The organism is Rhizobium hidalgonense, assembly GCF_005862185.2.
Lineage (GTDB): Bacteria > Pseudomonadota > Alphaproteobacteria > Rhizobiales > Rhizobiaceae > Rhizobium > Rhizobium hidalgonense.
Genome location: NZ_CP054027.1, coordinates 2,137,689 through 2,150,294, shown reverse-complemented (window position 1 = coordinate 2,150,294; position 12,606 = coordinate 2,137,689). Strand labels below are relative to the sequence as shown.

Below are 12,606 nucleotides of genomic sequence, written 5' to 3'. Positions count from 1 at the left end.
TCAAGATTGCATCGTAATTTGGTTCTGAGCGAGCCTTATTTAATCATTTTGCTTAGGCGGCTTGCGTAACGCGAACGTCAATTTCGGTGACAACACTGTGATTTCATTTGGACAAAACGTCGCGGCTGCGCCGTCGTTCCATCACAAAATTGCCTGAATTGGGGCGCGAACTCGGATGCGCCGAGGGTTGGTTTTATGTCGTGAAATTCAACAATAGATTGAGGAGATAGACCCATGCGCATCAAATTTGCCCTCGCCGCGTCCCTGTTCGCCGTCAGCCTTGCAGGCGCTGCCTTCGCCCAGCCGGGCTATTCCGACGACTATACCAACGACAGCGACGGCTTTTCGCCAAGCCCGGTGTCGAAGCCGGCCCCCGTCCACTACAGCAACCGCAAGGCCGCGGCCTATTCCAGCGATTATACCAACGACAGCGACGGCTTCGCCCCGAGCGCAATGGCGGCGCCTGCCGTCGACAAAACAGCAACGGCGAGCATCGCCCCCTTGCCCCCGTGCCACAGCATGATCGGCCCCAAGGGCTCCCACACCAAGGGTGCCGACAGCGGTGCCTCCCGCACCGAAGCGTGCCGCGCGACGCATTGATGCAATTAAAGAAAGGGCCGGAAAACCGGCCCTTCTCTTTTTCAATCTGTTTTTCTGTCTTCAGAACACGAATGGAACAAGACGGTAGCGGGTCGTGGCCATGAAGGCCGTGTAAGCAGGATCCTCGCTGAGCAGACGCTCCTCCGCCAAGAGGCGGAAACATTGAGCGGCAAGCGCCGTCGCATAGATGGCAAAATTCCAAAGGCTCGGATGCACCAGGAAGAAGCCGATATGCGTCATCAGATAGCCCGCATACATCGGATGGCGGACAAATTTGTATGGTCCACCGATCTTGATGCCTCGATTGGCCGGCACCAGGCCAAAGCTTCGCCGCAATGATAGTTTTGCAGAGATCTGCAGGACAAAACCGAGTGCCATCACCGTCCCGCAGAGCGCGAGCGGTGCAAGCGGTTCTGTCGCGGCAGGAACGACAAGCAGCGGGAAGAGCGTGCCGATGGCGGTGACCATCCAGTCAAACGGACGAAGCGACGCACTTCTCGTTGGCCGACGCGTCAGGATGAGGAAGGCGGCGGCTCCCTCCGAAATAATCAGCAAGCAGTCGATGATTGCACGATTGTCCTGCATCTGTGGCAGGATACGCATGACGATCGCAACGAAGAAATAGCCGATGACGGCCTTTTCGACGATATCGAGAACAAAATGCATATCGAAGAACGACAAGCTCGCCGCTGTCTTTTTTTTCATTATTCGCAAGGCTTCCACTTCAAAGGCTGCGGTACCATATATGCGCGATCACTAATTACGGGTTAAGGCCCTCGTTCATATTTGACGGGCGGCGGTTCTTGCCTGCCGATTTCTTGCAGAGAATGGCGCGGCAGTGGCTGCCAATAAGCCGGATTTTACAAGCGATATTAATACCATGCGTCTGCCATTCCGCCGCGACGCAGGCTCCGCTCTCAGACGCAAATTGCCGGAGGCAAGTTGCCGTCCTGGAATATCACGTTTCGCTAATCGTTTCGCCGAAAACCGCCTCAAAGGCGGTGCGCAGCCGGATATCGACATCGGCCATCATCACCGGCAAGCCGAGATCGACCAGGCTGGTCACACCATAGGCCGAGATCCCGCAGGGCACGATGCCGCCGAAATGATCGAGATCCGGATCGACGTTGAGCGACAGTCCGTGAAAGGTTACCCATTTCCGCAGCCTTATACCGAGGGCGGCGATCTTGTCCTCGGCCATCGTTCCATCGGCAAGCAATGGCTTTTCCGGCCGGCGCACCCAGACGCCGACGCGATCTTCACGCCGTTCGCCGCGCACATTCATCATGTCGAGCGTGCGGATCACGACATCCTCAAGGGCGGTGACGAAGGCGCGCACATCCTGGCGCCGGCGCTTAAGGTCGAGCATCACGTAGGCGACACGCTGACCGGGTCCATGATAGGTGTATTCACCGCCGCGCCCCGTCGCAAACACCGGAAATCGGTCTGGCTGGACGAGATCGCTCGCATTGGCGCTGGTGCCGGCGGTATAGAGCGGCGGATGTTCGACCAGCCAGACGAGCTCGTCACCGCCATCCGATATCACTGCAACCTCGCGCTCCATCGTCTCCACCGCCGCCTCATAGGCGACGAGACCGTCGGCGATGCGCCAGCGGACCGGCCGGGTGCCGGCTTGAGGAAGCATGGAGAATTCGAGATCGGTGCGAAGCATGGCTATTCCTTGCCGCCCTCCCCGAAATGCCTGCGAAAATGAGGGGCGGCAGGACCGCTATATGGACCCGTTTCGGGGGCAATTCAAATGCGATGACCGGTTTTTAAAAAAACTGTCATACCGCCCTTGTGCACCCCAAATGCTTTTGCTACATGCTGCCCCGCCGACGCAAATCGGCACCTACCACGATGCGGTCGTGGCGGAATTGGTAGACGCGCAGCGTTGAGGTCGCTGTGGGGCAACCCGTGGAAGTTCGAGTCTTCTCGACCGCACCATTCCCCTTCAGGGAAACGCTTTCTAAGCGACAGTTTCGATTTTACCTCGAAATTATCTACAGCCGCCTGGCTTGATTGCCTCGCCTTCTCATGGTTGATGGCGTCATCCCCGCAAGAATCGGCCGCCATGTCAGATCCCCATCAAAATTCCCTGCAGGGCATGGCCATCATGTCCGGCGCCATGCTGATCCTGCCGACCATGGACGCCATCGCCAAATATATGGCGACCTTCGAGGCGATGTCGCCGGGTCAGGTGACTTTCTACCGATTCTTCTTCCAGATTGCCTGCACCCTGCCGATTCTCTTCGCCCTTTTCGGGCTGAAGGCGCTTTCGGCCAAGCGGCCATGGATGAACCTGCTGCGCGGCGTGCTGCATGGCGCTGCAAGCCTGCTATTTTTCGTCGCCGTCAAATACATGCCGCTTGCCGACGTCTTCGCAATTTATTTCGTCGAGCCGTTCATGCTGACAGCCATGTCGGCACTGTTCCTCGGAGAGAAGGTCGGCTGGCGGCGCTGGATGGCGATCGTAATCGGTTTCGGCGGCGCGATGATCGTCATTCAGCCCAGCTACGAAATATTCGGCCTGAAGGCGCTGCTGCCGGTCGCCTGCGCCTTTTTATTCTCGCTCTATCTGTTCCTCAACCGCGCCATCGGCGAGGCCGATTCGCCGCTGACCATGCAGACGATGGCCGGCATCGGCGGAACGGCCCTCATGGCCGCCGCCCTTCTCGTCGGCAGCAGTTCCGGCAATGCCGATTTCGCCGTCTCGCTGCCCTCCTCCGGTCTCGGTCTTGTCTTGCTCCTCGCCCTCGGTTCGATCTCGGGTTATGCGCATATGCTGGTGGTCCGGGCTTTCCGCCTCGCGCCGCTGTCCCTGCTTGCGCCGTTCCAATATTTCGAGATCATTTCAGCGACCGTTCTCGGCTATGCGCTGTTCAACGATTTCCCGAGCTTTTCCAAATGGATCGGCATCTTCATCATCGTCGCATCGGGCCTCTTCATCATCTGGCGCGAGCGGCTGACGGCGCGATTGCTAAAATCCACCTGATCCCGGGAATATCGGATTAACTCCGCTTCTTGAGGGATCGTCAATTCGCAGACGGTAAAACTGTCTCCGGCTTCATGATGAAGCCTGGAGTTAAAACATGAGCGAATTTCGTCTCGCTTTTCCGGCCTGTGTGGTGGCCGGCAAGCATCGGCTGACGGCCGAAGATATATTGCTATTGCGCAAACATGCTTTTCCCGAGGGCATCCGGACGTCCGACGATGTCGTGGCGATGTTGGCGCTCAATAATTCCTGCCCTGAAAAATGTGCCGCCTGGAACGCTTTCTTCGTCGAGCAGCTCGCCGGCTTCGTTGTCCACTACACCTATCCGCAGGGCTCGCTGGATGAAATTAACGTCGCCTGGATCAGGCGCATGTTCACGACAGACGGTGTCGTCAACTCGGCGCTGGAGCTCGAGCTCATCCTGCATGTCATGGAGATCTCGGCCGATGTCCCGGGTGAATTGAGAGCGCTCGTGCTTGATCAGCTCCGTCTGGCGATCACCGACAATATCGGTGGCTACAAGCTGTCGCGCGCCGTAGACCGCCGCAGCATTACCCGCCAGGACGTCGATTTCGCGATGCGCATCTTCAGAAGCGTAGCCGAAAGCGGCATCATCCCCGTTTCATCGGTCGAATACGGCGTGCTCCAGCAGATCGAGCAGGCGACGCTGTCCGGCGCCAATCATCCGCACTGGGCCGGCATTATGGCCGCCGCCGAGCTGCGTGACTATGCAGAGCCGCGGCGTAGCCGCTGGCTGCGCATCGTCGACGAGGAACTTGTCGCGGAAGCGGCTGTCGCCTGAAGCTCCTCAAGCCTGCCTGATGCTCTTTAAGCCTGATTGTGCGTTCCGGTGTTTTGTGCGTAAAACTCCGGAACGCATTTCTGGGTGGAGTCTCGATGTTCAAGAAAATCCTGATCGCGAATCGCGGCGAAATCGCCTGCCGCGTGATCAAGACTGCGCGCCGCATGGGCATTTTGACCGTAGCGGTCTATTCGGATGCGGATCGGGACGCCCTGCATGTAGAGATGGCCGATGAGGCCGTGCATATCGGCCCGGCTGCCGCCTCCGAGAGTTACCTGGTAGCCGAAAAGATAATTGCCGCCTGCAAGGCCACCGGCGCCGAAGCGGTGCATCCGGGCTACGGCTTCCTGTCCGAGCGCGCCTCCTTCTGCGCTGAACTGGAAAAGCAGGGAATCGTCTTCATCGGCCCCAAGCCGAAGGCCATCATGGCGATGGGCGACAAGATCGAATCGAAGAAATTCGCCAACGCCGCCGGCGTGTCCACAGTGCCCGGCCATCTCGGCGTCATCGAGGATGCCGCCCATGCGGAAGTGATCGCGGGCGGGATCGGTTATCCCGTCATGATCAAGGCATCGGCCGGCGGCGGCGGCAAGGGCATGCGCATCGCCTGGAACGAGGCCGAGGTGCGCGACGGCTTCGAACGCGCCCGCTCGGAGGCGAAGAGCTCCTTCGGCGACGACCGCGTCTTCATCGAGAAGTTCATCGTCGAGCCGCGCCACATCGAGATCCAAGTGCTGGCCGACGCGCATGGCAACGTCGTCTATCTCGGCGAGCGCGAATGCTCGATCCAGCGGCGGAACCAGAAGGTGGCGGAAGAGGCGCCCTCGCCCTTCCTCGACGAAAAGACCCGCAAGGCGATGGGCGAGCAATCAGTGGCGCTGGCCAAAGCCGTCGATTACCAGAGCGCTGGCACCGTCGAATTCATCGTCGACCGCGACCGCAATTTTTATTTCCTCGAAATGAACACTCGCCTGCAGGTCGAACATCCCGTCACCGAACTGGTCACCGGGATCGATCTCGTCGAGCAGATGATCCGTGTCGCAGCGGGAGAGCCCCTTCCCCTCACCCAGGAGGACATCAGGCTCGACGGCTGGGCGATCGAAAGCCGGCTCTATGCCGAAGACCCCTACCGCAATTTCCTGCCCTCCATCGGCCGCCTGACGCGGTACCGCCCACCGGCCGAAGGCCGCACCGGCAATGTCGTCGTCCGCAACGATACCGGCGTTTTCGAAGGCGCCGAGATCTCGATGTATTACGATCCGATGATCGCCAAGCTCTGCACCTGGGCGCCGACCCGTAGCGAAGCGATCGAGGCCATGGGCCGGGCGCTCGACGGTTTCGTCGTCGATGGCATCGAGCACAATGTCCCGTTCCTGTCGGCGCTGATGAAACATCCGCGCTGGCGCGAGGGCCGGCTTTCCACCGGCTTCATTGCCGAGGAATATCCCGACGGCTTCACGCCGATGAAACCGGACCGCACGGAAGAGGCCGTACTTGCCGCCATTGCGCTATCGGCCTCGCTGATCGAAACGAGCCGGCGCGAGCGTTTCGCCGATCGCCTGCGCGCCGCATCGGGCGCGTTGCGCGAACACTGGGTGGTCAAAACAGGCGACAGCCATGTCGCTGTCAGATTGCTCGACGGCCTCGTTACCATCCCCTTCGATATGGAGATGGCGATAGAAGGTGAGAACAGCAGCATTGTCACCGATTGGAGACCCGGCGATCCCGTCTGGAGCGGCAAGGTCGGCGGCCGCGATATCACCGCACAGGTCCGCCCTGTCCTCAACGGCTTGCGCATCGACTGGCAGGGGCTTTCGGTGACGGCCAAGGTCTTTTCGCCGCGTCATGCCGAACTCGACAGGCTGATGCCGGTGAAGCTGCCGCCCGATACGTCCAAGCTGCTGCTCTGCCCGATGCCCGGCCTCGTCGTTTCCATCGCGGTCGCCGAGGGCCAGGAGGTCAAGGCCGGGGAAACCCTGGCGATCGTCGAGGCGATGAAAATGGAAAACGTGCTGCGCGCCGACCGCGATCTCGTCGTCTCCAAAATCAAAGCCGCGGCCGGCGAAAGCCTAGCCGTCGATGCCGTGATCATGGAATTTGCCTGAGCGGAAAAGGCGCCGGGCCGTTTTCGCTTGAGCGCGGCTCGCCGGCCGTGCCAAGGTCAGCCCCAATTAAATTGTCAGGGAGATTGTGACGATGGACGTTCGCGCCGCCGTAGCCGTTCAGGCCGGCAAACCGCTGGAAGTGATGACCGTGCAGCTGGAAGGCCCGCGGGCCGGTGAAGTGCTGGTCGAGGTCAAGGCGACCGGCATCTGCCACACCGACGATTTCACCCTGTCGGGTGCCGATCCGGAAGGCCTGTTTCCGGCGATCCTCGGCCATGAGGGTGCCGGCATCGTCGTCGATGTCGGGCCGGGTGTCACCTCGGTGAAGAAGGGCGACCACGTCATCCCGCTCTATACGCCGGAATGCCGCGAATGTTATTCCTGCCTGTCGCGCAAGACCAATCTCTGCACGGCGATCCGCTCGACCCAGGGCCAGGGTCTGATGCCGGACGGCACCTCGCGCTTTTCGATCGGCAAGGACAAGATCCATCATTATATGGGCTGCTCGACCTTCGCCAATTTCACCGTGCTGCCGGAGATCGCCCTTGCCAAGGTCAATCCCGACGCGCCCTTCGACAAGATCTGCTACATCGGCTGCGGCGTCACCACCGGCATCGGCGCGGTGATCAACACCGCCAAGGTCGAGATCGGTTCGACGGCGATCGTCTTCGGTCTCGGCGGCATTGGGCTGAACGTGCTGCAGGGGCTGCGGCTCGCCGGCGCCGACATGATCATCGGCGTCGATATCAACCCGGACCGCAAGGAATGGGGCGAGAAGTTCGGCATGACGCATTTCGTCAATCCGAAGGAGGTCGGTGACGACATCGTTCCCTATCTCGTCAACCTGACCAAGCGCGATGGCGATCTGATCGGCGGCGCCGACTATACCTTCGACTGCACCGGCAACACCAAGGTCATGCGCCAGGCGCTGGAAGCATCCCACCGCGGCTGGGGCAAATCGATCATCATCGGCGTTGCCGGCGCCGGCCAGGAGATCTCCACCCGTCCGTTCCAGCTGGTCACCGGCCGCAACTGGATGGGCACTGCCTTCGGCGGCGCGCGCGGCCGTACCGACGTGCCTGACATCGTCGACTGGTACATGCAGGGCAAGATCCAGATCGACCCGATGATCACCCACACCATGCCGCTCGACGACATCAACAAGGGCTTCGACATGATGCACAAGGGCGAAAGCATCCGCGGCGTGGTGGTCTATTGATGGCTTCGGCGACCTATACCGCCGACCTCAAGAGCGTCGACGAGCTTCTTGCGCGGGAGCTCTACGACCTCTTGAAAATGCGCGTCGATGTCTTCGTCGTCGAGCAGAATTGTGCCTATCCGGAGCTCGACGGCAAGGATATCGATGCTCTGCATCTACGGCTGTTGGAGAACGGTGAACTCCTGGCTTCGGCACGGATCCTGAAGCCGCACGGGCCGCACGAGCCGTCGAAGATCGGCCGCGTGGTCGTCTCGCCCGCCCATCGCGGCAAACGCCTGGGCGATGCATTGATGAGCGAATCGATCTCTGCTTGTGAACGGCTTTATCCGGCAAACCCCATCGCTCTGTCAGCACAGGCCCATCTCCGTCGCTTCTATGAAGGTTTCGGTTTCAGCGTGGCATCCGAGGAATATCTGGAAGACGGCATTCCCCATATCGATATGGTCCGCGAGCTGGCCATCCGGCCGGCGGGGATTTCGTCATGATTTATGTCGATGCCGATGCCTGCCCAGTGAAGCCGGAAATTCTGAAGGTTGCCGAACGCCTCGGCCTCGAAGTCACCTTCGTCGCCAATTCCGGCCTGCGGCCTTCCCGCGATCCGATGATCCACAATGTCATCGTTTCCAACGCCTTCGACGCCGCCGACAACTGGATTGCCGAGCGCGCCGGCACGGGTGATGTCGTCGTCACCGCCGACGTTCCGCTCGCCGTGCGCTGTGTCGCCACCGGCGCCTTCGTCAGTGGCCCGACCGGCCGCGTCTTCGACGAGACCAATATCGGCATGGCGAGCGCCATGCGCGATCTCGGCGCGCATCTGCGCGAAACCGGCGAGAGCAAGGGCTACAACGCCGCCTTCAGCCCGAAGGACCGCTCACGTTTCCTCGAAACCTTCGACCGCCTCTGCCGCCGCGCCAAAAGCTTGTCGGCGGAGACCGGCGGGCCAACGTGATCCCGCCCAAAACGCGCATGAAACAGGTGGCATGGCAGCCATGCCGATTCCTGCCTTGAACAGGGCCGTTCTCCTAAGCATATAGACGGGATCGCAGACGACTGCGGCATCTTCCGGATGCAACCGTCGCGGGGACGGCCTCGCTCTTGAACAAGGAGAGTCGTATGCCCTGGTTTCTGCTTTTTCTCGCCGGTCTTTTCGAATGTGGCTGGGCAATCGGCCTTAAATATACCGATGGGTTCACGCGGCCGCTGCCGACGGCGCTGACCGTCATATCCATGGTGGTCAGCATCGTGCTGCTCGGCCTGGCGGTGAAGCATCTGCCGATCGGCACCGCCTATGCGGTCTGGACCGGCATCGGCACGGTCGGCACCGTGCTCCTCGGCATCTGGCTGCTTGGCGATGAGGCAAGTGTCTCCCGTCTTGCCTGCATCACGCTGATCGTCGCCGGGATCGCCGGCCTCAAACTCACTGCCTGATCCCGAAAATGCTGCGGGGCGCCGAAGCGCCCCGCAATCACTGTCCGTTTCAAGCCGTCTTGCGGTTGTCGATCGCAAACGCGCCGGGACCGGAGAAGAAGAGGTAGAGGAAGACGAAGCAGAACAATATTGCGGCGTCGCCCTGATTGACGGCCGGGAAGAAGCTGTTCGGGGCATGCGCCATGAAATAAGCGACTGCCATTTGGCCGGCCAGCAGGAAGGCGACCGGGCGCGTCAGCAGGCCGACCAGAATGAGGAGACCGCCGACAAGCTCCAGAAGTGCGGCGAAGAGCATCAGCGGCGGCAGCGGGCCTTCCATCTGCGCAGCCGGGAATGCGAAAAGCTTCATGGTGCCGTGTTCGATGAACAGCAGAGCAGTCATGATTCTGAGAGCGGCCAGCCCGTAGGGCCGATAGGCGGAAAGACGCTCGAAAGTTGACATTAAACCTCTCCTTAAAAAAATAAGAGCCGAGCGTTAGCTTGTCCTCGGTAAGGATTGAAGACACGGATCACTGACGGCCGTTCACTTTTTCGACAGGAGGTAAACACCTGAGCGCACGACTTTATTCGTCGGAAAATGTCAAAGCGGAATGTTGTCGTGTTTTTTCCAGGGATTGGCGAGATCCTTGTTGCGCAGCATCTTCAGGCCGCGTGCCAGCCGCCGGCGGGTCGAATGCGGCATGATCACCTCATCGACATAACCGCGCTCGGCGGCGACGAAGGGCGAGAGGAACCGGTCCTCGTACATTTTCGTATGCGTGGCGATCTTTCCCGGATCGGCAATATCCTTGCGGAAGATGATTTCGACCGCGCCCTTGGCGCCCATCACGGCGATCTGCGCCGTCGGCCAGGCATAGTTGAGGTCACCGCGCAGATGCTTCGACGCCATGACGTCATAGGCGCCGCCGAAGGCCTTGCGAGTGATGACGGTGAGCTTCGGCACCGTTGCCTCGGCATAGGCAAAGAGCAGCTTGGCCCCATGCTTGATGAGACCGCCATATTCCTGCGCCGTACCCGGCAGGAAGCCGGGAACATCGACGAAGGTGACGATCGGAATGTTGAAGCAGTCGCAGAAGCGCACGAAGCGCGCCGCCTTGCGCGACGCATCGCTATCGAGCACGCCGGCCAGCACCATCGGCTGGTTGGCGACGAAGCCGACGGTGGAACCTTCGACGCGACCGAAGCCGCAGACGATGTTGCCGGCAAAGCTTGCCTGGATCTCGAAGAAGTCCCCCTCGTCCGTCACCTTCCGGATCAATTCCTTGATATCGTAAGGCTTGTTGGCGCTGGCCGGCACCAGCGTATCCAGCGACATGTCGACCTCTGTCACCGACTGGTAACATTCGATCTCGGGCAGCGGCGCGGTGTTCGAAAGCGGCAGGAAATCGATCAGCCGGCGCACCTGCAGCAGCGTTTCCACATCATTCTCATAGGCGCCGTCGGCAATCGACGAGCGCGTCGTGTGGACCACGGCACCGCCGAGTTCTTCCGCCGTCACCGTTTCGTTGGTAACCGTTTTCACCACATCGGGCCCGGTCACGAACATGTAGGAGCTGTCCCGCACCATGAAGATGAAATCGGTCATGGCTGGCGAATAGACGTCGCCGCCGGCACAGGGACCCATGATCACCGAAATCTGCGGGATGACGCCTGAGGCGAGCACATTGCGCTGGAACACTTCGGCATAACCGCCGAGCGCCGCCACCCCCTCCTGGATGCGGGCGCCACCGGCATCGTAGATGCCGACGATCGGCGCGCGGTTCTTCAGCGCCATGTCCTGCACCTTCATGATCTTCTCGGCATGCGCTTCCGAAAGCGAGCCACCGAACACGGTGAAGTCCTTGGCGAAGACGAAGACGGTGCGGCCGTTGACCGTGCCCCAGCCGGTCACGACGCCGTCGCCGGCAACCCGGCTCTTGTCCATGCCGAAATCGGTGGAGCGGTGTTCGACGAACATATCGAACTCCTCGAAGGAACCTTCGTCGAGGAAGAGATCGATGCGCTCGCGCGCCGTCAGCTTGCCGCGCTGGTGCTGGGCGTCGATGCGCGCCTTGCCGCCGCCGAGGCGAGCGACGCCGCGGCGCCGTTCCAGTTCTTCGAGAATTTCCTTCATGCGATCTCCCTCGCCGATAAACTCTAGTGGCTGCGCCCGCTGAGTGAGAAAGCCGACCTTATTCTCGCCGCAACGTCCTCGGCCAGGATCTCGTCGGCAAGCTTGGGGTCGGCGGCGATGCTGGTCACGTCGAAGGCGCTGACGGCAATGACCGATCCGTCTTCGACCGAGGCCGCGTCGATACTGATCTTGGCGACATTGCGATCCTTCTGGAAGCCTAGACCTTTCTCTACGGAAACCACACGGATCGTCAGCACCACGCGGGGCAGCACGGTGTCGCGCACGGTGACGTTGATTGCGGCGTTGACGCGGTCGTTGATGCCGGAAAGCAGCGCGGCCGGCATATTCGGGCCCGAAAGAACGACGGCGCTACGCACATCATAGACCGGTGTCTCCGGCTTCGGACCTGACAGACTGGCGCAGGCCGTGAGCGCGACACAGACGAGCGCGGCCCGGCAAAAACATGACCTCAGCCAATTCATGACAAATCCCGCACCCACTCCGTTGGAGTCGCAGATTTCGTCATAATGCCCGGTAAGGCAATATGTTTCAGGCGCTTAGGGCGAAAAAAACGTCCGTCGCCGCCTTGAACTCGGCAAAGCGCTTGGCGCGCCGCTCCTCGGCTTCCTCGTCACTGCCCCAATGCTCGATCGTCCAGTCTTCATCGAGATGGGCAAGCGACCAGGCCTCCTCCATTGTCACCCGGCCGCAGGCAATGGCGAGCGCCAGGATCGCCGAACCTGTCAGCGTCGTGATCGTGTGGAGCGCTGCAAGCGCCATCGGGCTATCAAATCTGGCGAGCGTCACGGCGAAGGCGGCAGTCGCCTCGCGGGGCTGCTCTTGAGGCATCACGCCTTCGATGAGGATGAAGCGGGCGCCGAGATCGTGCGCCGCCCAGTCGATGACCGGGTCCCAGCGCTCGGCCTGGCGCGCGACCAGCAGTTCCGGACCATCGGCGCGATAGCAGATAAGGTCGCTCGAGGAAAAGCGCAGTATATCTTCGAAAATCGCCTGCCTGTTGGCGTCAACGCCGTCGAGGGCGGTGTTGACAAGCCGCGTCACCGGCATCGTCAGGGGATCGATCTCTTCACCCTGCGCCTGCCATTCGGCGGCGACAAGCCGCGCCAGCGCCTCAGTGGGAACGGCGAGAACCTGCCGTGCCGGCGTGCGCACCGTCTTGCCGTCGAGCGTGACCGCAAAACCGTCCTCGTGCTCGGCGACGGAGACATCAGTATAGAAACGCTTCGGCAGCGGCTTCTTCATCTGGATCTGCGCCCGGCGGATCGGATCGGGATGGGTCAGGCCTTCGGAAAGGTCGTTCAGCAGGTCGCGCATGGGCTCACC

Annotated in this window: 14 protein-coding genes and 1 tRNA gene; 9 read left to right on the top strand and 6 right to left on the bottom strand. The window is 60.9% G+C overall.

The annotated features are described in order from the left end of the window. The first annotated feature begins 234 nt into the window (after nt 1-234). Complete coding sequence (locus FFM81_RS10250; protein WP_097533430.1) at nt 235-600, top strand: hypothetical protein; 366 nt, start codon at nt 235-237, stop codon at nt 598-600. 60 nt (nt 601-660) lie between these two features. On the opposite strand, the gene FFM81_RS10245 is transcribed toward FFM81_RS10250, so the two are convergent. Together FFM81_RS10245 and lipB are read right to left on the bottom strand one after the other, a co-directional pair. Beyond that, nucleotides 661-1,305: a methyltransferase family protein gene (locus FFM81_RS10245; protein ID WP_003572949.1), complete on the bottom strand. Its 645-nt coding sequence runs from the start codon at nt 1,303-1,305 to the stop codon at nt 661-663. A 253-nt stretch (nt 1,306-1,558) separates the two neighbouring features. Continuing rightward, nucleotides 1,559-2,278, bottom strand: a complete 720-nt coding sequence (gene lipB, locus FFM81_RS10240) for a lipoyl(octanoyl) transferase LipB (RefSeq protein WP_025416234.1) — start codon at nt 2,276-2,278, stop codon at nt 1,559-1,561. Nucleotides 2,279-2,462: 184 nt separating this feature from the next. On the opposite strand from lipB, the gene FFM81_RS10235 reads away from it, so the two are divergent. The 8 genes from FFM81_RS10235 to sugE all read left to right on the top strand — a co-directional run bounded on the left by FFM81_RS10235 (nt 2,463) and on the right by sugE (nt 9,149). Then, nucleotides 2,463-2,547 (top strand) — tRNA-Leu (locus tag FFM81_RS10235). Nucleotides 2,548-2,644: 97 nt separating this feature from the next. Further along, nucleotides 2,645-3,595 (top strand): DMT family transporter, encoded by a 951-nt coding sequence (locus FFM81_RS10230; protein WP_173883774.1) that lies wholly within the window; start codon nt 2,645-2,647, stop codon nt 3,593-3,595. Nucleotides 3,596-3,692: 97 nt separating this feature from the next. After that, nucleotides 3,693-4,397 carry a hypothetical protein gene (locus tag FFM81_RS10225; RefSeq protein WP_025416235.1) on the top strand — a complete coding sequence of 235 codons (705 nt, stop codon included), beginning with the start codon at nt 3,693-3,695 and terminating at the stop codon, nt 4,395-4,397. Nucleotides 4,398-4,492: 95 nt separating this feature from the next. After that, complete coding sequence (locus FFM81_RS10220) at nt 4,493-6,502, top strand: acetyl-CoA carboxylase biotin carboxylase subunit (RefSeq protein ID WP_138384257.1); 2,010 nt, start codon at nt 4,493-4,495, stop codon at nt 6,500-6,502. Nucleotides 6,503-6,593: 91 nt separating this feature from the next. Beyond that, on the top strand, nt 6,594-7,721 hold the full coding sequence (locus FFM81_RS10215) for an S-(hydroxymethyl)glutathione dehydrogenase/class III alcohol dehydrogenase (RefSeq protein WP_138384256.1): 1,128 nt from the start codon (nt 6,594-6,596) through the stop codon (nt 7,719-7,721). Then, the gene (locus FFM81_RS10210; RefSeq protein ID WP_138384255.1) at nt 7,721-8,206 is read left to right on the top strand and encodes a GNAT family N-acetyltransferase; all 486 of its coding nucleotides are present in this window, start codon (nt 7,721-7,723) and stop codon (nt 8,204-8,206) included. Before FFM81_RS10215 ends, FFM81_RS10210 begins: the two co-directional genes overlap by 1 nt. After that, a complete protein-coding gene (locus tag FFM81_RS10205; protein ID WP_025416239.1) occupies nt 8,203-8,670 on the top strand; it encodes a YaiI/YqxD family protein in 468 nt (155 codons plus the stop codon). Before FFM81_RS10210 ends, FFM81_RS10205 begins: the two co-directional genes overlap by 4 nt. 164 nt (nt 8,671-8,834) lie before the next feature. After that, entirely contained in the window at nt 8,835-9,149 is a 315-nt protein-coding gene (gene sugE / locus FFM81_RS10200) for a quaternary ammonium compound efflux SMR transporter SugE (protein ID WP_097532656.1), read from the top strand. Nucleotides 9,150-9,198: 49 nt separating this feature from the next. On the opposite strand, the gene FFM81_RS10195 is transcribed toward sugE, so the two are convergent. The 4 genes from FFM81_RS10195 to FFM81_RS10180 form a co-directional block, all read right to left on the bottom strand. Then, the gene (locus tag FFM81_RS10195) at nt 9,199-9,591 is read right to left on the bottom strand and encodes a DoxX family protein (RefSeq protein ID WP_003568846.1); all 393 of its coding nucleotides are present in this window, start codon (nt 9,589-9,591) and stop codon (nt 9,199-9,201) included. Nucleotides 9,592-9,729: 138 nt separating this feature from the next. Then, nucleotides 9,730-11,262 (bottom strand): acyl-CoA carboxylase subunit beta, encoded by a 1,533-nt coding sequence (locus FFM81_RS10190; RefSeq protein WP_138384254.1) that lies wholly within the window; start codon nt 11,260-11,262, stop codon nt 9,730-9,732. 23 nt (nt 11,263-11,285) lie between these two features. Next, a complete protein-coding gene (locus tag FFM81_RS10185) occupies nt 11,286-11,744 on the bottom strand; it encodes a calponin homology domain-containing protein (RefSeq protein WP_003568848.1) in 459 nt (152 codons plus the stop codon). 67 nt (nt 11,745-11,811) lie between these two features. Beyond that, nucleotides 11,812-12,597: an ATP12 family chaperone protein gene (locus FFM81_RS10180; protein ID WP_025416241.1), complete on the bottom strand. Its 786-nt coding sequence runs from the start codon at nt 12,595-12,597 to the stop codon at nt 11,812-11,814. Nucleotides 12,598-12,606 lie beyond the last annotated feature (9 nt).

Coding starts and splice junctions, on each gene's coding strand:
- FFM81_RS10250 (WP_097533430.1), top strand. CDS start 235: ATGCGCATCAAATTTGCCCTCGCCGCGTCCCTGTTCGCCGTCAGCCTT.
- FFM81_RS10245 (WP_003572949.1), bottom strand. CDS start 1,305: ATGAAAAAAAAGACAGCGGCGAGCTTGTCGTTCTTCGATATGCATTTT.
- FFM81_RS10230 (WP_173883774.1), top strand. CDS start 2,645: ATGGCGTCATCCCCGCAAGAATCGGCCGCCATGTCAGATCCCCATCAA.
- FFM81_RS10225 (WP_025416235.1), top strand. CDS start 3,693: ATGAGCGAATTTCGTCTCGCTTTTCCGGCCTGTGTGGTGGCCGGCAAG.
- FFM81_RS10220 (WP_138384257.1), top strand. CDS start 4,493: ATGTTCAAGAAAATCCTGATCGCGAATCGCGGCGAAATCGCCTGCCGC.
- FFM81_RS10215 (WP_138384256.1), top strand. CDS start 6,594: ATGGACGTTCGCGCCGCCGTAGCCGTTCAGGCCGGCAAACCGCTGGAA.
- FFM81_RS10210 (WP_138384255.1), top strand. CDS start 7,721: ATGGCTTCGGCGACCTATACCGCCGACCTCAAGAGCGTCGACGAGCTT.
- FFM81_RS10205 (WP_025416239.1), top strand. CDS start 8,203: ATGATTTATGTCGATGCCGATGCCTGCCCAGTGAAGCCGGAAATTCTG.
- sugE (WP_097532656.1), top strand. CDS start 8,835: ATGCCCTGGTTTCTGCTTTTTCTCGCCGGTCTTTTCGAATGTGGCTGG.
- FFM81_RS10195 (WP_003568846.1), bottom strand. CDS start 9,591: ATGTCAACTTTCGAGCGTCTTTCCGCCTATCGGCCCTACGGGCTGGCC.
- FFM81_RS10190 (WP_138384254.1), bottom strand. CDS start 11,262: ATGAAGGAAATTCTCGAAGAACTGGAACGGCGCCGCGGCGTCGCTCGC.
- FFM81_RS10185 (WP_003568848.1), bottom strand. CDS start 11,744: ATGAATTGGCTGAGGTCATGTTTTTGCCGGGCCGCGCTCGTCTGTGTC.
- FFM81_RS10180 (WP_025416241.1), bottom strand. CDS start 12,597: ATGCGCGACCTGCTGAACGACCTTTCCGAAGGCCTGACCCATCCCGAT.